We start from the raw sequence: 16,944 nt of genomic DNA, 5'->3' as shown, positions 1-16,944 counted from the left end.
CTCAGAGACAATCGCGCACGGCCTGGCGCAGTGCTCCCGATTTTGCCCACGGTGGCCCCTGATACAACGAAACCCGGCTGCCGTCCTTCGACTTCACGATGTCCAGAATCTCGTCGGCCGTAATGATCCCCGGCGCATTGATTCGGTAGCCGTTGGAAATTGAGGTCTGTTTAGTGTTCGAGACTTCCTTCTGCCACAACGGCAGCACGCACGCCGCGTATTCCTTGGGCGGCTTCTCACTGTACTTGCTGACGTTCGGCTCCCCTGGCACCACGGAAGCGGGCAACGAGCAACCCGCCAGCGACACCAACATGACTCCCGCAATAAGCATCCGCATGACACTTCCTTTTCCTGAAAAGGAAAATGTAGCGTGTCGCGGTGCAGACATCCATTCGCTCAGGCGATCTTAGTCAGCAGGTTTGTTATCGGAAGGTTCCGCGGCATTCGGATAGGACCTCTCGTTGAGGTACTTCATCCAACGTTCATAGGCGTCATGTTGCCGCTGCGTGACCCTTTCCCATTCCGGGCCGTTCAGCTGATGAGCCGAAATCAGCATCATCATTTCCGTAGTGGCCGCGTCCAGCTCGACGATCAGCTCATGGGCGTGAAACCTGAAATCATCAGTGGTCGTCATTGGAGTGGCCTCGCCCTTGCGAACATTCGCTATTAGTACGACATCCAGCATTCACGTTCGCATTAACGCTCCCGACCAACGGCAGCGCCTCATGGGAAAACGGCATCGCCCTGCCCCACCTCTGATTTGGGTCTAGTCTTTCGTAACGGAGAATTTATTGCAGGAGGTCAGCATGTGGCTCAACGAATCGGAACAGCAACTTCGACGGGATCTGCAGGGCGTCGCTTCGGATCTGCGATGGTCGGCGGTCGAGTTGCTGCGTATTGCAGAACAACTGCGCATGGCCGGCAATGACGTGGACGCGGAGGCGGCCAAGCGATTGTGCGAATTGTTTCAGGGCGACGAAGCACGACTGGCGGGGTATGCCGAAGAGGTGAAAGCCAAAACCATTACTCGTAACAAAGCTGCTTAGGTACCGGAAAGGGTTTTTCGGGCGAGGGAGTATGTGTTGCTAAGGAGTTTACTGTGGCGAGGGAGTTTATCGAATCGTCGCACCGTCCCGCTGGGCTGCGCAGCGGCCCCAAAAGATGGGACTGCTGCGCAGTCCAGCGGGACGGTGCGACGATTCGATAAACTCCCTCGCCACATTAATGCTTCTCTCACCTACTGATTATTGGCAGCTCGAGACGATCGCGCGCGATAGGCCGGTAACGCTGCCGCAAACGCCAGCGCCTCTTCTCGGCTGGGAAAAGCGCCAAGCCGGTCACTTTTGGTGCATACGCGCCACGGGCCGTTGTTAACGCTGAGTACGTCGTAACCATTCATGTGCATTTTGTTCAACATCGGAACGCTCATGTACACCTCCATTCAGGCAGGAATATCCAGGGTTGACGTGCCTACCTTACACCTGACTCCCGCCAAGGTGCCGACCAGACGTCGCGGCGAATAACATTGCACTTCGGCACGATTGACAGCTCCAACGATCAAACCGTCGGTTTCGATCCGGCGCGCTTGTTGCACTTTTATGTCTGTATTGTGACAGCCGGTCAATGGGAAATACCTATGAAAGTACGCGCAACCGTCATCTGCGAGCAGGACAGGCACATCCTGCTGGTGCGCAAATCCCGCTGTCGCTGGACCTTGCCCGGCGGAAAAGTCGAGCGCGGCGAAACCGCTGCGGCCGCCGCCGTTCGCGAGCTTCAGGAAGAAACCGGGCTCGGGGTGGACGACATGCTCTACCTGATGGAGCTGGAATCCGGCGACACCCGTCACCACGTCTACGAGGCGTCGGTGGTGAATTACGACGCCGCACGCCCCTTAAATGAGATCGTCGACTGCGTCTGGCATCCGCTGGATTCGGTCAACAACCTCGACACAAACGACGCCACGCTACGAATCGTCAACGCGTTTCGGCGCCGCTTGTAGCACCCGTTTCAATCGCCCCGGATCAGCCCTGATCGCCGCCCCCCACCGGCATGACCATGCCGGTGATGTAAGACGCTTCGTCGCTGGCCAGAAACAGAATAGCGCTGGCCTGCTCATCCAGCGTTCCGTAGCGCTTCATCAGACTGCTGTCGAGGGTCTGATCGACAATCTGCTGATACCACACCTTCTCTTCTGCGCTTTGTTCAGCGCTGTTGCGCGGTATCACCCGTGGCGGCGCTTCGGTGCCACCGGGGGCCGTGGCGTTGACTCGCACGCCCCGGCCAGCCGTTTCAAACGCCAGGCAGGCAGTCAGGGCATTCACCCCGCCCTTCGCCGCGCCGTAGGGCACACGGTTGACGCTGCGCGTGGCGATGGAGGACACGTTGACGATCGCACCACTGCCTTGCTCCAGCATGAACGGCAGCGCGGCATGGCAGCACCACAGCGTCGGAAACAGCGAGCGGCGGACTTCGGCCTCGATCTGCGACGGCTCGTAGTGCTCGAAAGGCTTGGCCCATATCGTGCCGCCGACGTTGTTGATGAGGATGTCGAGTCGACCAAACCGCTCGACCGCCGCCTGCATGACACGGCCGCACTCGGTGTATTGCTCGAGATCGGCGGTCAGCGCGAGGCTGTCCTGGCCTAATTGCTGTTGCAACTCGAACACTCGCTCGGAGCGGTCAACCAGGATCAAGCGTGCCCCTTGCTCCGCCATGCGCTCAGCGACACGCTGGCCGATGCCTTGGGCCGCACCGGTGATCAGCGCGACTTTTTCGTGAAATCTGTTCATATGCACCCCGTGAAACCAATCGTATTAACAAGACGCCCCCTGTAGGAGCTGTCGAGTGAAACGAGGCTGAGATCTTTTGATTTTGATTTTTTAAGATCAAAAGATCGCAGCCTCGTTTCACTCGACAGCTCCTACAGGGCTCCTACACAAAGAGGTGTGGATATTCAGGCCGCGCTGGCAGCGAATTTCTCGTAGTAGAAATTCGCCGGGGCAATGCCTTGTTCACGGATGAACTGGCTGACCGCTTCGACCATTGGCGGCGGGCCGCACAGGTAGACGTCCACGTCACCGTCGTTCAAATGCCGCGGTTCGATGTGTTGGGTCACGTAGCCCTTCAACGGGTGCTGACTGTCAGGGCTGGCGACGCAGGCGCTGAAGCTGAAATTCGGGATGCGTGCGGCAAAGGCTTCCAGGCGATCGAGTTCCACCAGATCGAAATCATGCGTCACCCCATAGATCAGGTGCAGCGCATGCTCACTGCCCTGCTCGGCAATCTTTTCCAGCATCGCGGTAAAGGGCGCCAAGCCGGTGCCACCGGCCAACAGCAACAGCGGACGGCGGATCTCGCGCAGGTAAAAACTGCCCAATGGCCCGGCCAGGCTCATGCTGTCGCCGGCCTTGGCCATGCCGGTGAGGAAGCTGCTCATCAAGCCGCCAGGCACGTTGCGAATCAGGAAACTGACTTCACCGTCGCGCTGCAACGAGCTAAAGGAATAGGCCCGCGTCTGCTCGCTGCCGGGAATCGCGAGGTTCACATACTGCCCTGGCAGGAACGCCAGCTTGCTCAGCGCCTCGCCCTTGATCGACAGCGCGATGGTGCTGTCGGACAACTGGCGCACCGCGCTGATGGTGCCGTCGTAACTGGCCTGGCGCGTACGGCAGACATCCGAAGACGTCGGCACACGTACCACGCAATCGCTCTGCGCACGCATCTGGCAGGTCAGCACAAACCCTTGCTCGGCCTCATCGGCACTGAGGGCGTCTTCGATGTATTCCTCGCCGAGGTCATAGCGCCCGGCTTCGGCAAAACACTTGCAGGTGCCGCAAGCGCCGTCGCGGCAGTCCAGCGGAATGTTGATACCTTGGCGGTAGGCTGCATCCGCCACGGTTTCATGGGGACTGGCGTCGATGAAACGAGTGACGCCGTCTTCGAAATTCAATGCAATGGAATGCGTCATGACGGCTGCCTCACAGGTGGTAAACATCGATGACCTGGCGAACGTAGTCGTTCTTCAGGATCACTTTCTTGGCCTTGATAAGCGGGTTTTCACCGCGCACGTCGAGGGTGTAGAAACTGCTGCCGAAATAGCTGTCGACGGTCTTGTAGCGGAAACTCAGGGTGTGCCAGTTGAAGCGCACCTTGCAGACCCCGTCGACCTGTTCAAGCAGCTCGATGTTGCTGATGTTGTGGGAGGTGCGCGTGTCCGGAATGCTCGCGCTGGAACGCTCGGTCTTGATGCGGAATACACGATCTTCAAGCCCCGTGCGGTTGCCGTACCAGATCAGCGAGATCTCCCGCTGCGGGTCTTCGGTCAGCTCATCGTTGTCATCCCAGGACGGCATCCAGAAGGTCGCGTCCGGCGCGTACAGCTCCAGCCATTCATCCCACTGGCGGTCGTCGAGGTAGCGCGCTTCACGGTAGAGAAAATCCCGCACGGTGTCGTAGGTGGCGATCATCACACTTCCTCCACGGCAATCAGCGCGGATTGCTCGGCGGCCAGGGCCTTGAGCATGGTCTGCTGCCAGTATTTGTGCTGCAGCACGAACAGCCCTTCGTCTTCGGTACGCACGCCGCTGAGCAGCGGATGCAGGTCAATCTCCTTCGCGGCTTCATCCGCTCCTTCAATCCAGTGCTCAGCCCCCCGGGACATGTCGTTCCAGGTGGTGACGCTGCCTTGGTAGCTGGTCTGGCAGGAACGGAACTCTTCCAGATCGTCCGGCGTGGCCATGCCACTGACGTTGAAGAAGTCTTCGTACTGACGGATTCGGCTCGACCGCGCGTGATCGCTTTCGCCTTTGGGGGCGATGCAATAGATGGTGATTTCCGTGCGGTTGACCGAAATCGGCCGGGCGATGCGGATCTGCGAGCTGAACTGGTCCATCAGGTACACGTTCGGGTACAGGCACAGGTTGCGCGAGTTCTCGATCATCCAGTCGGCACGGGCTTTACCAAAATCATTGGCCAACTCGTCGCGGCGTTCGTACAGCGGACGGTCCTCGGGATTGGACCAGCGGGTCCAGAGCAGCATGTGGCCCTTGTCGAAGGAATAGAAACCGCCGCCCTGTTTGGCCCAGGTACCGGCGCTCATGGTCGGGTTGCTGTCACCGGCCTCGCGCTGCTTGCGCTGGTTCTGCGTGGCCGCGTAGTTCCAGTGCACGGAGCTGACGTGATAGCCATCGGCGCCGTTTTCGGCGGTGAGTTTCCAGTTGCCTTCGTAGATGTAGCTGGAGGAACCGCGCAGCACTTCAAGACCGTCGGCGGACTGGTCGACGATCATGTCGATTATTTTCGCTGACTCGCCGAGGTGCTCCACCAACGGCACCACATCGGCCTTGAGGCTGCCGAACAGGAAGCCGCGATAGGACTCGAAACGGGCCACTTTGGTCAGGTCGTGGGAGCCTTCGCAGTTGAAGCTCGCCGGGTAGCCTGCCGCTGCCGGGTCTTTGACCTTGAGCAGCTTGCCGGAGGTGTTGAAGGTCCAGCCGTGGAATGGGCAGGTGTAGGAGCTCTTGTTGCCGGACTTGTGCCGGCAAAGCGTCGCGCCACGGTGACTGCAGGCATTGATGAACGCGTTGAGTTCACCGTCCTTGTTGCGCGCGATAAAGATCGACTGGCGCCCCATGGTGGTGGTGTAGAAATCGTTCTTGTTGGGGATCTGGCTTTCGTGGGCGAGGTACAGCCAGTTGCCTTCGAAGATGTGTTCCATCTCCAGGTCGAACAAGCGTGGATCGGTAAACATCTCGCGCTTGCAGCGATAGATGCCTTGCTCTGGATTGTCTTCAAGCAAGGAGTGAAGGTATTCGGGTCGCAGGGTCATGGCCGCCGCCTCCATTGTTTTTATTCAGGCAGGGCCATGCTAGGTCGGGGGGTTGAGGCGGACTATCCGAAGGGTGCAGACCTGTATCCGTTTTGTGCATTACAGAAACCAGCGCCGCCCCCTGTAGCAGCTGCCGAGCCCGCGAGACTGCGTGGTTTTCCTGTAGCAGCTGCCGAGCCTGCGAGGCTGCGTTCGGATGCGCAGCATTCGCCTGCCACTTTGCGAGCGCTGCGCACTCGAACGCAGCCTCGCAGGCTCGGCAGCTGCTACAGGTTTTGCGTTGTCGTTACATCAATGCCGGCGCTTGAGGGTGTCGGAAGGCAGTTCGCCGAATTGTTGGCGGTAGCTGCTGGAGAACCTGCCCAGATGCAGGAAGCCGTAATCCATCGCCACTTCCGTGACGTTGCGCACATTGCAGGTGGGGTCGCTCAGGCAGGCGTTGATGCGTTCCAGACGTTTCTGGCGGATGTAGTTTTTCGGCGTGGTGCCGGCGTTGCGCTCGAACAATCCGTACAACGAACGCAGGCTGATGTGCGCCTGGCGTGCCAGTTCTTCGCTGTCGATGTCGTGCTTGAGATTGCGCGCAATGTAGTCGGCAATCGCCTCGAACGTTGCCGACGGCGAACCCGGGTTGACGCGACTGACATTGGTTTTCATCAAACTCAGCATCTTGCTGACAATGATCTGCGCGTAATGCTCCTGCACCTTGGGGATTTGCTCAGTGGCCTCGGCCTCCTGGCAAATCATCGCCAGCAGCCCCACAAAACCTTCCAGCTCGTTGAGCTGATAGCGATTCTCCAGAAACCGCACGCCTTGGTCCGGGTAATGCCAACGCTGCTCGTTGCACACGGATTCGAGCAGCAATGCCGGGACTTTGAGAATGAATTTTTCGCAATCGTCGGAATAGGTCAGGTCCACCGGATCGTCGGGGTTGATCAACAACAGTTCACCCGGCGCGAAATAATGCTCCTCGCCATGCCCCCGCCAGAGGCAATGACCACCGAGTAACACCTGCAAGTGATAAATGCTGTCCAGCGCACCCGACGTCACCCGCACGGGGGCGCCGTAGCTGATGCGGCAGAGGTCGAGGCTGGCGAATTTACGATGATCGAGACTGGCCAGCGGACGCCCCGCGCGAGGCATCAGAATGTGGTGATTACCGACATGCTGATTGACGTAACCCGACACCGCATAAGGATCGGCGTGGTCGAATACTCTGCTGCGCTGACTCAACAGCTGCGCGTGCATCATCGGGGCATTCTCGTTGTTGTTGTAGGTTGCATCGGGTCATTCTAGAACGGTGTGCACAATACCTGTAGGAGCTGACGAGTGAAACGAGGCTGCGATCTTTTGACCTTGATCTGAAAAAACAACATCAAAAAATCGCAGCCTCGTTTCACTCGACAGCTCCTACCAGGTCCTCAGGTTAATTCATATCGCGAATCAATCCTCGAGTGCGCGGACCCGCTCAGGCCGCTGTTGCTCGTCCGGTTGGGCGGACGACTGCAGGGTGAAGTCGAATTCGATCTCGGCAAACCGACCGCTCACGCCGTGCGCCGCTGCTCGTGCCTGATCTTCACTGAAGGTGATTTTTGCGATCAGCTCATCACGGGTGGCATAGGCAAAATCGTCATGCAGGTACTCATCGCCATCCAGGTTGATCTGGGTGGTCAGGTGGCGATGGTCCGGCGCGGAAATGAAGAAGTGAATGTGCGCCGGCCGCTGACCATGACGCCCCAGTTGATCGAGCAGTTGCTGGGTCGGACCATCCGGCGGGCAGCCGTAGCCCGACGGCACGATGCTGCGAAAGCGATAACGACCCTCGGCGTCGGTGACGATGCGCCGGCGCAGGTTGAATTCCGATTGGGTGGTATCGAAGTAGGAGTAGGTGCCGCCAGTATTGGCGTGCCAGACGTCCACGACCGCGCCGGCCAGCGGTTCGCCCGCGGTGTTGAGCACCTGGCCTTGCATGAACAGCGTCACACCCGGATCCACGCCATCATCCAGTCGCGCTTCGAAGTCAGAGAGCGGCGCACCGGCCACGTACAGCGGCCCTTCGATGGTCCGTGGCGTGCCGCCAGCCTTGCCGGCCGCCTCGTCTTCGGCGTCCATCAGCAGGTCGAGGTAATGCTCCAGCCCCAACCCGGCCACTACCAGCCCCGCCTCTTGACGCGCGCCCAGCACGTTGAGGTAGTTGACGGCTTTCCAGAACTCTTCCGGCGTCACGGCCAGGTCTTCGATGATGTTCACCGAGTCACGCAGGATGCGATAAACCAGGGCTTTGACGCGCGGGCTGCCGGCGTCGTTTTGCAGGCCGCTGGCTTCTTCGAGAAATTTCTGGGCAGCGGCAGTGTGGGAAATCTTGACGTTCATGGTGGTTCCTCATCTTGTAATTATTAGCGTAGCGAACTGAGCAGGCTGGGCTCAGCGGTCATCCTCGCGAATCGACGAAGGATGCCGGCACATCGCGGTGACTTCGATCGCCATGTACGGGTAAAGCGGCAATTGCATCAGCAGGTCATGCAGCTCCTGAACGCTGTCGACGTCGAACACGCTGTAATTGGCATAGAGCCCGGCAATGCGCCACAGGTGACGCCACTTGCCTTGGTCTTGCAGGCTCTGGGAGAAAGCCTTTTCGTCAGCCTTCAGCCGGGCGGCCAGTTCGGGGTTCATGTCGACCGGCAGGTTCACGGTCATTTTTACGTGGAACAGCATGATGCACTCCTCAGACGTGATGAAGAACGGTGGATGACTTGTCGCGACGGTAAAACGCCAGGCGCTCTTCATCCAGACTCAGGCCCAGGCCCGGTGTTTTTGGCACGTGCAGCTCGAAATCGCGGTAGACCAACGGCTCGCTGAGGATGTCCTCGGTCAGCAGCAACGGCCCGAACAACTCGGTGTCCCAGGTCAGCTTGTTCAATGTGATGAAGGCATGGGCCGACGCCATGGTGCCAATACCACCTTCGAGCATGGTCCCGCCGTACAGGCCGATACCCGCCGCTTCGGCGATGGCCGCAGTCTTCAGCACCGCGCGAGGGCCGCCGTTCTTGGCGATCTTCAAGGCGAAAATCGACGCCGCGCCTTCGCGGGCCAGATTGAAGGCATCCTCCACGCATTCGATGGATTCATCGGCCATGATCGGCGCCGGGCTCATGGCATTCAGGCGCACCATGCCGGAGCGGTTATTGCGCGAGATCGGTTGCTCGATCAGATCGATGCCGTTCGTGCCCAGAATCCGGCAGGCGCGCACAGCAACAGCTTCGTCCCAGGCCTGATTGACATCGACCCGCACGCTGGCGCGGTCGCCCAGGGCTTTCTTGATGGCGATGACGTGAGCGAGGTCGCGATTGACTTCGCCGGCACCGATTTTCAGTTTGAAGATCCGATGGCGGCGCAGGTCGAGCATCTTTTCCGCTTCGGCGATGTCCTTGTCGGTATCGCCGCTGGCCAGGGTCCAGGCCACTGGCAGCGCATCCCGCACACGTCCGCCCAACAGCTCGCTCACCGGCAGGCCGAGGCGTTTGCCCTGGGCGTCGAGCAAGGCGGTTTCGATGCCTGACTTGGCGAAGGTGTTGCCACGAATGCTGCGCTCCAGCCGCAACATCGCGGCGTTCACGTTGGCGCTGTCCTGGCCGAGCAACAGCGGCGCGAAATGGCGATCGATGTTGGTCTTGATGCTGTCGGGGCTTTCATTGCCGTAGGCCAGCCCACCGATGGTGGTGGATTCACCGATGCCTTCGATGCCATCGGCACAGCGAACACGAATGATCACCAGTGTCTGGTTCTGCATGGTATGCATCGCCAGCTTGTGCGGGCGGATGGTCGGCAGATCGACGATGATCGTCTCGATCGATTCAATGGCTGTCGCAAGCATTTCAATACCCGTCAGGTTCTTAAAGTTCTGGAACCGATTCTCGTACGGCTTTTTTCGGGAAGCCAATATAGAATTGGTCTGACTTGATACCTTTAAGGTATGAAAACGACAGGCTTATGGAGGTCCCATGGAACTGCGTCACCTGCGCTATTTTCAGGTGCTGGCTCAAACCCTTAATTTCACCCGCGCTGCAGAACTGCTGCACATCGCGCAACCGCCCCTGAGCCGGCAGATCCAGCAGCTGGAAGACGAACTCGGTGTGCTGCTACTGGAGCGTGGCCGCCCGCTGAAGCTGACCGATGCCGGGCGGTTTTTCCATGAACACTCCAGCGCCCTGCTCGAGCAACTGGGCAACGTGTGCGACAACACCCGGCGGATCGGCCTGGGCGAAAAGACCTGGTTGGGTATCGGTTTCGCTCCTTCGACCCTGTATGGCGTGCTGCCGGATCTGATCCGCCGCTTGCGCAGTGGCGAGCCGCTAGAGTTGGAGCTTGGGCTGTCGGAAATGACCACGCTGCAACAGGTGCAGGCACTCAAGGCCGGACGGATCGACATCGGCTTTGGACGCATTCGCATTGATGATCCGGCCATCATCCAGACCGTGCTGACCGAAGACCGCCTGGTCGCCGCCCTGCCCGCCGGCCATCCTTTATTGGGCGCGCCGATCAGCCTTCGCGAACTGGCCAAAGAGCCCTTCGTGCTGTACCCGGTCAACCCACGGCCCAGCTACGCCGACCATGTCATCGCGCTGTTCGAATCCTATGGGGTGAGCATTCATGTGGCGCAATGGACCAACGAGCTGCAAACGGCGATTGGTCTGGTGGGCGCTGGAATTGGCGTCACGCTGGTGCCGGCGTCGGTGCAACTGCTGCACCGCGATGACATCGGATTCACCCCACTGCTGGAAGACAACGCGACGTCGCCGATCATCCTCAGCCAACGGGTCGGGGATGTATCACCGGGGTTGAGGCATTGTTTGCGGATGATTGAGGAGTTGTCGCCTTCGAAACTGTAGGACCTGTTGAACCTGTTGAACCTGTTGAACCTGTAGGAGCTGTCGAGTGAAACGAGGCTGCGATCTTTTGATTTTAAAGGGGCAAGATCAAAAGATCGCAGCCTCGTTTCACTCGACAGCTCCTACAGACCTACAGACCTACAGACCCAAAAGGGTCACCCGGCAAACGCCCGGCGTCCGGCGTTCATCTCCGAGCGCAACTCGCCCACCAGCTCGGAGATTGCGCGAACGCTGGTCAGTTGCTCGGTCGAGACACCGCAAATCAACAGTTCAACCTGCCCGGTATCAGGTTCAAACACTTCAATACGCAGCAATCCGCCGCTCTCCGTGCATTCGCAGGACAACGGGGTGAAACCACACTCCACAATGTTGCAAAGGACTGAAATAGGAACCATGGCTGACGTCTCGGGCGGCAGTTGGACGGATGAACTTAATGAGAATAGATGCCCTTGGCCAATCCTGCGCCAGTAAAAAGTGATAAGTGCCTCTCATTTACAGGCATTGATCAGTGGCGATCCCCGTCCCATATCCAGTTCCAGAGACCCGGTAGCTGCACCGCTTGGGAGCTGTCCGTGACGGTGCGCGCCATCGCCGCCCGTTGCAGCTCGGCCTTATCGTCGTAAAAGGGTTTCTGCGCCAGTTTCAGCCCGGTGGTGTTGGCGCTGTCGATGAGTATTTGCAGATACTCGCGGGCGTGCCGGGCGGTGTAGCGGTTCAGGTCGTGGAAGGTCACGACGACCGGAATCACCCCGTCCACCGTCGGCAGTTCGCCAAGCGCGATGCGCTCGCGCACCACTGACAGCTGCCGCAGCATGTTGGCCCGCCGCCGCGGACTGGCGTTAAAGCCCCAGATTTTGCCGTCATTGGCACTCAGGTCCGTCAGCAGCACCTGCAACCCGTGGCGTTGATAGGCCGCGAACGTACGCTTGTCGTAATTCCAGAACGGCGGGCGCACCAGCGTTGGTGGCGTGCCGGTGATCGCCGCGATGTCGGCGGTGCCGTTGCTGAGCGATTGCTCCAGCTCGACGTCATCGAGCGAGCGATGATTACTATGCCCAGGCGTAGCCGTATGGAATCCCAGGACCTGACCTTCGGCCTGCTCGCGGCGCATGACGTGATGCCCGATCTCACTGCCGCCCGCCCGAGAAGCCCGGGTCTGGACGAAGAACACCGCTTTGATGTTCGGCTGCAACGGATTGTTCGCGAGGCTATCAAGCACGGTCATGCTCGGGTTCCAGAAACTCGAAGCACTGGGACCATCGTCAAAGGTCAGCAGAAAACGGATCGGAGCTTGCCCGCGCAGACGTTGTTCGGTCTGCGGGGTCATTTCGATGGGGGCGGCGATGCAACCGGCAAGCCCGGTAACGACGGCGATTGCAGCGAGAACCTTGAACAGCTGTTTCATGTTTTGCCTTGGCAGACGCTTACGGTCACGTTTGATGGCAAAAACCCTTCGCCCGTTTATCCATTATCGGCCCGCAGTTCGCTGCTGGCCGAGGTTGGATAAGGTACACAGTGTTTGGTTCCAGCGCTGCCTGGCCGTCAGCTATTGGGCAAAGGATCGATCAAACGAACGGTCGATAATCGGCGCGGTGGCCAAGGCTGTCGGCAGTGCCTTGACCTTGAACAGAAAGTCCGCCGTGCTCTGCAAATCCGCAGCAGCTTGCGCATCCACCGGGCCGACGGTCATGTGTGCCTGACGCAACCAATGACGCGAAACGTTCTGGTCCAGGTTGGCCTTCCTGGCCCACAGGTCGGCGTGTGGCGAGGGGATTTATCCCCGTTCGGCTGCGCAGCAGTCGTAAAACCAGCGCACGCAGTGTACCTAATGCATCTCGGTTGCAGCTTATAGGGCTGCTTCGCAGCCAAACGGGGATAAATCCCCTCGCCACAGGATCCTGCTCGTCTGACGATCGCTAAGTGAACAGCATCAGACCCAGGCACCGACCTTGTTCAGGCGCACCGAAAAATCGGCGATGGCGCGCCCTGGGGCAACGCGGCGGCTGCATCGATCGGCATCAGCTTGATGAAGTCGACGTAGTTTTCCGGCAGGTCGGCTTGTTCAAGGGCGCGCAAGGTCAGTTGCTGACTCCAGGCACCGGGCCAATAGGCAACCTTCTTGCCCTTGAGATCGGCAATGGTTTTAACCGGAGAATCCTTGGGCACCAGCAATGCAATGGTGTCCGGGTTCTGGCGCGACACACCGATCAATTTCACCGGCGCCTGCTTGGCGGCGAGGAAGAGAAATCCCGAATCGCCGAGAAAACCCAGGTCCAATGCGCCGGTATTCAGCGCTTCCGCCAGCGGAGCGGCCGCCTGGAAGTGTTTCCAGTCAACGGTATACGGTGCCCCATCTAAAACGCCTGAAGCCTCGACCGAGGCGCGGACGTTGTAGTAATTCTGATCACCGACGTGCAGGACGACGGGCTCAGCCGCGTAGGCGATCGGCGCGGCAAACAATGCGCTGGCCAGCAGGCAGCGCACGAAACGGGACAGGTTCATCGGAGAATCCTTGAAGGTGTTTGCCATAGACCATAACGCTCTTACAAATAATTTTTAAATGCTATTTGCGCATAAGCTCAGATCCACAAGAAATGGCTGTTTACCCACCAACAGTGATTCAACAGACTGTTTATCTGGCGACAAACACAGAAGCTGTGTAGGAGCTGTGTAGGAGCTGTCGAGTGAAACGAGGCTGCGATCTTTTGACCTTCAACCTCCTCCCTCCCCCTACCCCACCAGATCAATCAACTGCTCACGCTGCGCCCCCGTCAGCATCGGCCCGAATCCCGCCCCGGCATTGTCGGCCATGTAACGCGGGTTCCCGGTGCCCGGTATGACGCAGGTCACCGCCGAGTGCGAGAGCAAAAACTTCAGCGCCAGCTGCGGCCAGCTATTGACCTGCACCTGCGCCGCCCAACCCGGCAGCGGTTTGCCTTTGAGTCGCGAGATCAAACCACCGCCGCCAAACGGTCGATTGCACATCACCGCCACACCGCGTTCGCGGCACAGCGGCAGAATGCGCTTCTCGACTCCGCGATCATCCAGCGCGTAATTGATTTGCAGGAAATCCAGCGCTTCGGCCTTGAGCACCGCCTCCACTTCGTCATACGCCGACGCCGTGTAATGGGTGATACCGATGTAGCGGATGCGCCCTTCTTCCTTCCATTGCCGCAACGTCGGCAGGTGGGTTTTCCAGTCCAGCAGATTATGAATCTGCATCAAATCAATCCGGTCGGTTTGCAGCAACCGGAACGACTGCTCCATCTGCGCGATGCCCTCCTCACGTCCGCGCGTCCAGACTTTGGTGGCCAGAAATGCCGGCGAGCGCGGTTCATGGATCGACAGCAATTCGCCGGTGGTCTGCTCGGCACGGCCATACATCGGCGAGCTGTCGATCAGTGTCCCGCCCTTCTCGAACAACGCGTTGAGCACGGCGGGCAACTGCTTGTAGGCCGGGTCTGCAGGGGCAACATCGAAACCGCGATAGGTGCCCAGCCCGACAATGGGCAGCGGCTCGGCGCTGGAAGGAATGGCTCGGGTCTGCATGTTCTTGCCTCCTGTTGCGGTCGGCGGCGAGGGTTGCGCCGTGGCGTGATCGAACGTGAAGACCGCCGAGACACCGGCAGCCAACGTGAGTAATCGGCGACGCGTAATGCCGTCAGTGTGGTTCATCGTATGCCCCTTCCACCTGTGTGCCAGCCGCCCGCTGCTCTTGCCGCCTGGCCAGCCAGAAACATAAACCGCCCCACAACCCGGCAAACGGCACGATCACCACCGCCACCAGACCAAATCCCGCGCCCAATGCGCTCAACCCGGCGGACAGCCAGCCGCTGGCAGCATCACCGCCGCGATAGACCAGGGTTTCGATCACATTCTTGGCCTTGTACTTTTCTTCGCGGCTGACCACCGTCCACAACACTTCTCGCGCCGGCCGCACCACGGCAAATTCCACCGCCCGACGCAGCCCTTGGGCCAGGGCAACGGTCGCGGGCACCGGTGCCAGGGCCATGGCGGCGAACGCCACAATCGTGGCCAGCGGCAGTGCCGCCAGTGCGCCGCCCACGCCGATCAACCGTATCAGGGGCGCCGTCAACACGAGCTGGACCAGCAAGGTCAACGCCGAGACGATCAGATCAACAATAGCGAAAAATTGCGTCCGGCTCGCCACATCAGCGTAGCTGCCTGCGACGATCCGGCCCTGTTCGAAATACAACAACGTCGCCGCACTGGTGTGCAGCAACATGAACAGCACCAGCCCCATCAGGTATCGGCAACGCAGGATCAGGGTGACACCCGCCAGCATGCCGCCGCCCAGGCGCCGATCATCCAGCGCTTGTTTGCCGGACTGTGAAGCGGTGCGGGCCAGCAAAGCCCGGTAGCAACGCACCGCGATCTCCAGCAGCACGGCCGCAGCGAGCGTGAGGGCCACCGGTCCGAGACGGGTAGCCATGGTCGCGGCCAGCAACGGCCCGATGAAGGTTCCGAGCGTGCCACCGGCGGCAATGAAGCCGAACAGCCTGCGCCCTTGTTCATTGGAAAAGCGGTCAACCAACACGCTCCAGAAAATCGTCACGATGAACAGGTTGTAGATACTGATCCACACAAAGAACACACGCCCGACGGTCACCGGCGCGACGCGATTGGCGATCAGCACACCGAACACCAGCATCGACAGCGCAATCAGCCGGTAGATCAGCGGCACGAATCGCGTGGCCGGCAGCCGGGAAACCAGTGCGCCGTAGAGGGGAACCATCAGCAACATGACCACAAAAGTAGCGGTGAACAGCCACTGCAACTGGTCGGCGCCCCCCTCCAGCCCCAACGCATCGCGCAGCGGCCGTACCAGGTAATAACTGGCAAGCACGCAAAAGTGAAAGGCAAAGCCCAGCATCAACGCGGTTTTTTCAGCGGGCTGAACAGTGAGCCATTTAAGGGTGACGGGCATCGATCCCCTCCTCTTTGCACCGCCAGGATCGGCGTGCCTCACGACCGGTCGACTACACTCTGACGGCGATCACGCGATCGCCACCTTCAATCCCAGAGCCGTCAATGCCGCCACCTAACGTTAGCCGAATGCCGCGAGTCCTAATGTTCATTGCCGTTATCGTTGTCGCGTTGTACCTGGCGCTGTGTGTCGGGCTGTGGGTCTTCCAACGGGCGCTGATCTACTTTCCGCAGCCTCGGTCTGTCGAGACGCCGCTGTTAACGCTCTCGGACGCGGGCACGCAGGTGCTGGTTTCCTGGCGAGCGCACGACGGGCCCAATGCACTGATCTATTTCGGCGGGAATGCCGAGGACGTGTCTCGTAACATGCCCTCGTTTGCCCAGGCCTTTCCTGATCACGCCCTTTATTTTCTCAATTACAGAGGCTACGGCGGCAGCGCCGGCTCGCCGTCGGAAGACGCCATTGCGCGTGATGCCGTGGCCTTGTTCGACAAGGTGTACGCCGAGCACCCGCACATTGCGCTGGTGGGCCGCAGCCTGGGTTCGGGCGTGGCCATACGCCTCGCCAGCCAGCGCCCGGCGGCACGTCTGGTGCTGATTACGCCTTATAACAGTCTCGAAGAAATTGCCGCGCGCCAGTTCCCGATATTCCCGGTGAAGTGGCTGTTGCGGGACCGGTTTGAATCCTGGCGCTACGCCGCGCGCATCAACATACCGACGCTGTTGATCGCTGCCGGGCAGGACGAGGTCATACCGGGTTCGAGCACGCAACGGTTATACGAGCATTTCGCCAAGGGTGTGGCGGCGTTGGAGGTGATTCCGGAGGTGGGGCACAATTCGATTTCCGACAGCCCTGAGTACCTCAGGCTGCTGGGTGACGGGCTGTGAACTCATTGGCCAGATACCAGCTTGAGGCCAATCACGCCGCCGAGAATCAAAACGATGCACAAGAGCCTCAACGGGGTTGCCGCATCACCCAGTACGGCTATCCCGAGAATCGCCGTACCTGCCGCGCCGATGCCGGTCCATACCGCGTAGGCCGTGCCCACGGGCAGCGAACGCAAGGACAGTGAAAGCAGAAAGACACTCGACAAGCCGGTAACGGCGGCCAGGAGTCCGGGGGTTAATCGCGTGAAACCGTCGGAGCCTTTCATGAAAAAAGCAAAGGCGATTTCGAGAACACCGGCGATGCCCAACAGTGACCATGCCATAAGTAATAGACCTGATGATTGACTCGCCAGGCACTCGCCTGGCGGTACGTGATGAGAGGTTTCAGCGAGT

At 59.7% G+C, this 16,944-nt stretch carries 20 protein-coding genes and 2 pseudogenes; 4 read left to right on the top strand and 18 right to left on the bottom strand.

What is annotated here, in order from left to right; translation table 11 throughout:
* Nucleotide 1 precedes the first annotated feature (1 nt).
* Entirely contained in the window at nt 2-337 is a 336-nt protein-coding gene (locus ACA063_RS12020) for a hypothetical protein (RefSeq protein ID WP_162440564.1), read from the bottom strand.
* A gap of 69 nt (nt 338-406) precedes the next feature.
* Nucleotides 407-634 carry a hypothetical protein gene (locus tag ACA063_RS12015; RefSeq protein WP_497666037.1) on the bottom strand — a complete coding sequence of 76 codons (228 nt, stop codon included), beginning with the start codon at nt 632-634 and terminating at the stop codon, nt 407-409.
* A gap of 172 nt (nt 635-806) precedes the next feature.
* On the opposite strand from ACA063_RS12015, the gene ACA063_RS12010 reads away from it, so the two are divergent.
* On the top strand, nt 807-1,046 hold the full coding sequence (locus tag ACA063_RS12010; protein WP_162440563.1) for a hypothetical protein: 240 nt from the start codon (nt 807-809) through the stop codon (nt 1,044-1,046).
* A gap of 191 nt (nt 1,047-1,237) precedes the next feature.
* Here the strand turns inward: ACA063_RS12010 and ACA063_RS12005 are convergent, their stop codons facing one another.
* Nucleotides 1,238-1,429, bottom strand: a complete 192-nt coding sequence (locus ACA063_RS12005) for a DUF2188 domain-containing protein (protein ID WP_497666036.1) — start codon at nt 1,427-1,429, stop codon at nt 1,238-1,240.
* Between the two features lie 207 nt (nt 1,430-1,636).
* On the opposite strand from ACA063_RS12005, the gene ACA063_RS12000 reads away from it, so the two are divergent.
* A complete protein-coding gene (locus ACA063_RS12000) occupies nt 1,637-1,999 on the top strand; it encodes an NUDIX hydrolase (protein ID WP_497666035.1) in 363 nt (120 codons plus the stop codon).
* A gap of 22 nt (nt 2,000-2,021) precedes the next feature.
* Here ACA063_RS12000 and ACA063_RS11995 read toward each other — a convergent pair whose 3' ends face one another.
* The 8 genes from ACA063_RS11995 to ACA063_RS11960 form a co-directional block, all read right to left on the bottom strand.
* Complete coding sequence (locus tag ACA063_RS11995; protein ID WP_497666034.1) at nt 2,022-2,789, bottom strand: 1,6-dihydroxycyclohexa-2,4-diene-1-carboxylate dehydrogenase; 768 nt, start codon at nt 2,787-2,789, stop codon at nt 2,022-2,024.
* 164 nt (nt 2,790-2,953) lie between these two features.
* The gene (benC, locus tag ACA063_RS11990) at nt 2,954-3,967 is read right to left on the bottom strand and encodes a benzoate 1,2-dioxygenase electron transfer component BenC (RefSeq protein ID WP_497666033.1); all 1,014 of its coding nucleotides are present in this window, start codon (nt 3,965-3,967) and stop codon (nt 2,954-2,956) included.
* Between the two features lie 10 nt (nt 3,968-3,977).
* Nucleotides 3,978-4,466, bottom strand: a complete 489-nt coding sequence (benB, locus tag ACA063_RS11985) for a benzoate 1,2-dioxygenase small subunit (protein WP_497666032.1) — start codon at nt 4,464-4,466, stop codon at nt 3,978-3,980.
* Nucleotides 4,466-5,827 (bottom strand): benzoate 1,2-dioxygenase large subunit, encoded by a 1,362-nt coding sequence (benA, locus tag ACA063_RS11980; RefSeq protein WP_490146835.1) that lies wholly within the window; start codon nt 5,825-5,827, stop codon nt 4,466-4,468. The genes benB and benA overlap by 1 nt, the downstream gene beginning before the upstream one ends.
* 291 nt (nt 5,828-6,118) lie before the next feature.
* Entirely contained in the window at nt 6,119-7,078 is a 960-nt protein-coding gene (locus ACA063_RS11975; protein ID WP_497666031.1) for an AraC family transcriptional regulator, read from the bottom strand.
* 192 nt (nt 7,079-7,270) lie between these two features.
* Nucleotides 7,271-8,200, bottom strand: coding sequence for a catechol 1,2-dioxygenase (gene catA / locus ACA063_RS11970; protein ID WP_162440555.1), 930 nt, complete (start codon nt 8,198-8,200; stop codon nt 7,271-7,273).
* 51 nt (nt 8,201-8,251) lie between these two features.
* The gene (catC, locus tag ACA063_RS11965) at nt 8,252-8,542 is read right to left on the bottom strand and encodes a muconolactone Delta-isomerase (RefSeq protein ID WP_497666030.1); all 291 of its coding nucleotides are present in this window, start codon (nt 8,540-8,542) and stop codon (nt 8,252-8,254) included.
* Between the two features lie 10 nt (nt 8,543-8,552).
* Entirely contained in the window at nt 8,553-9,701 is a 1,149-nt protein-coding gene (locus tag ACA063_RS11960) for a muconate cycloisomerase family protein (protein ID WP_497666029.1), read from the bottom strand.
* 127 nt (nt 9,702-9,828) lie between these two features.
* On the opposite strand from ACA063_RS11960, the gene ACA063_RS11955 reads away from it, so the two are divergent.
* Nucleotides 9,829-10,716, top strand: a complete 888-nt coding sequence (locus ACA063_RS11955) for a LysR family transcriptional regulator (protein ID WP_497666028.1) — start codon at nt 9,829-9,831, stop codon at nt 10,714-10,716.
* Between the two features lie 155 nt (nt 10,717-10,871).
* On the opposite strand, the gene ACA063_RS11950 is transcribed toward ACA063_RS11955, so the two are convergent.
* From ACA063_RS11950 to ACA063_RS11925, 6 genes and pseudogenes are all read right to left on the bottom strand, one after another.
* Nucleotides 10,872-11,111 (bottom strand): DUF1652 domain-containing protein, encoded by a 240-nt coding sequence (locus ACA063_RS11950; protein WP_162440551.1) that lies wholly within the window; start codon nt 11,109-11,111, stop codon nt 10,872-10,874.
* A gap of 110 nt (nt 11,112-11,221) precedes the next feature.
* A complete protein-coding gene (locus ACA063_RS11945; RefSeq protein WP_497666027.1) occupies nt 11,222-12,121 on the bottom strand; it encodes a polysaccharide deacetylase family protein in 900 nt (299 codons plus the stop codon).
* Nucleotides 12,122-12,262: 141 nt separating this feature from the next.
* Nucleotides 12,263-12,478 (bottom strand): annotated as a pseudogene (locus ACA063_RS11940) (ABC transporter substrate-binding protein); the annotation flags it as partial.
* A 220-nt stretch (nt 12,479-12,698) separates the two neighbouring features.
* A pseudogene (locus ACA063_RS11935) lies at nt 12,699-13,218 on the bottom strand (ABC transporter substrate-binding protein); the annotation flags it as partial.
* Between the two features lie 228 nt (nt 13,219-13,446).
* Entirely contained in the window at nt 13,447-14,391 is a 945-nt protein-coding gene (locus ACA063_RS11930) for an aldo/keto reductase (RefSeq protein ID WP_497666026.1), read from the bottom strand.
* Complete coding sequence (locus tag ACA063_RS11925) at nt 14,378-15,664, bottom strand: NTP/NDP exchange transporter (protein WP_497666025.1); 1,287 nt, start codon at nt 15,662-15,664, stop codon at nt 14,378-14,380. Before ACA063_RS11925 ends, ACA063_RS11930 begins: the two co-directional genes overlap by 14 nt.
* 104 nt (nt 15,665-15,768) lie before the next feature.
* On the opposite strand from ACA063_RS11925, the gene ACA063_RS11920 reads away from it, so the two are divergent.
* The gene (locus ACA063_RS11920) at nt 15,769-16,551 is read left to right on the top strand and encodes an alpha/beta hydrolase (protein WP_497666024.1); all 783 of its coding nucleotides are present in this window, start codon (nt 15,769-15,771) and stop codon (nt 16,549-16,551) included.
* A 2-nt stretch (nt 16,552-16,553) separates the two neighbouring features.
* Here ACA063_RS11920 and ACA063_RS11915 read toward each other — a convergent pair whose 3' ends face one another.
* A complete protein-coding gene (locus tag ACA063_RS11915) occupies nt 16,554-16,874 on the bottom strand; it encodes a DMT family transporter (RefSeq protein WP_497666023.1) in 321 nt (106 codons plus the stop codon).
* Nucleotides 16,875-16,944: the final 70 nt, after the last annotated feature.

Source organism: Pseudomonas sp. LBUM1643 (assembly GCF_059716215.1).
This window is presented reverse-complemented; position numbering and strand designations above follow the sequence as displayed.

Excerpts from the sequence above, each read along its gene's own strand:
- ACA063_RS12005 (WP_497666036.1), bottom strand. The coding sequence starts at position 1,429 with ATGAGCGTTCCGATGTTGAACAAAATGCACATGAATGGTTACGACGTA.
- benB (WP_497666032.1), bottom strand. The coding sequence starts at position 4,466 with ATGATCGCCACCTACGACACCGTGCGGGATTTTCTCTACCGTGAAGCG.
- ACA063_RS11995 (WP_497666034.1), bottom strand. The coding sequence starts at position 2,789 with ATGAACAGATTTCACGAAAAAGTCGCGCTGATCACCGGTGCGGCCCAA.
- catC (WP_497666030.1), bottom strand. The coding sequence starts at position 8,542 with ATGCTGTTCCACGTAAAAATGACCGTGAACCTGCCGGTCGACATGAAC.
- ACA063_RS11920 (WP_497666024.1), top strand. The coding sequence starts at position 15,769 with ATGCCGCCACCTAACGTTAGCCGAATGCCGCGAGTCCTAATGTTCATT.
- ACA063_RS11975 (WP_497666031.1), bottom strand. The coding sequence starts at position 7,078 with ATGATGCACGCGCAGCTGTTGAGTCAGCGCAGCAGAGTATTCGACCAC.
- ACA063_RS11925 (WP_497666025.1), bottom strand. The coding sequence starts at position 15,664 with ATGCCCGTCACCCTTAAATGGCTCACTGTTCAGCCCGCTGAAAAAACC.
- ACA063_RS12010 (WP_162440563.1), top strand. The coding sequence starts at position 807 with ATGTGGCTCAACGAATCGGAACAGCAACTTCGACGGGATCTGCAGGGC.
- ACA063_RS12000 (WP_497666035.1), top strand. The coding sequence starts at position 1,637 with ATGAAAGTACGCGCAACCGTCATCTGCGAGCAGGACAGGCACATCCTG.
- ACA063_RS11930 (WP_497666026.1), bottom strand. The coding sequence starts at position 14,391 with ATGAACCACACTGACGGCATTACGCGTCGCCGATTACTCACGTTGGCT.
- ACA063_RS11915 (WP_497666023.1), bottom strand. The coding sequence starts at position 16,874 with ATGGCATGGTCACTGTTGGGCATCGCCGGTGTTCTCGAAATCGCCTTT.
- ACA063_RS11960 (WP_497666029.1), bottom strand. The coding sequence starts at position 9,701 with ATGCTTGCGACAGCCATTGAATCGATCGAGACGATCATCGTCGATCTG.
- benC (WP_497666033.1), bottom strand. The coding sequence starts at position 3,967 with ATGACGCATTCCATTGCATTGAATTTCGAAGACGGCGTCACTCGTTTC.
- ACA063_RS12015 (WP_497666037.1), bottom strand. The coding sequence starts at position 634 with ATGACGACCACTGATGATTTCAGGTTTCACGCCCATGAGCTGATCGTC.
- ACA063_RS12020 (WP_162440564.1), bottom strand. The coding sequence starts at position 337 with ATGCGGATGCTTATTGCGGGAGTCATGTTGGTGTCGCTGGCGGGTTGC.
- benA (WP_490146835.1), bottom strand. The coding sequence starts at position 5,827 with ATGACCCTGCGACCCGAATACCTTCACTCCTTGCTTGAAGACAATCCA.
- ACA063_RS11955 (WP_497666028.1), top strand. The coding sequence starts at position 9,829 with ATGGAACTGCGTCACCTGCGCTATTTTCAGGTGCTGGCTCAAACCCTT.
- catA (WP_162440555.1), bottom strand. The coding sequence starts at position 8,200 with ATGAACGTCAAGATTTCCCACACTGCCGCTGCCCAGAAATTTCTCGAA.
- ACA063_RS11945 (WP_497666027.1), bottom strand. The coding sequence starts at position 12,121 with ATGAAACAGCTGTTCAAGGTTCTCGCTGCAATCGCCGTCGTTACCGGG.
- ACA063_RS11950 (WP_162440551.1), bottom strand. The coding sequence starts at position 11,111 with ATGGTTCCTATTTCAGTCCTTTGCAACATTGTGGAGTGTGGTTTCACC.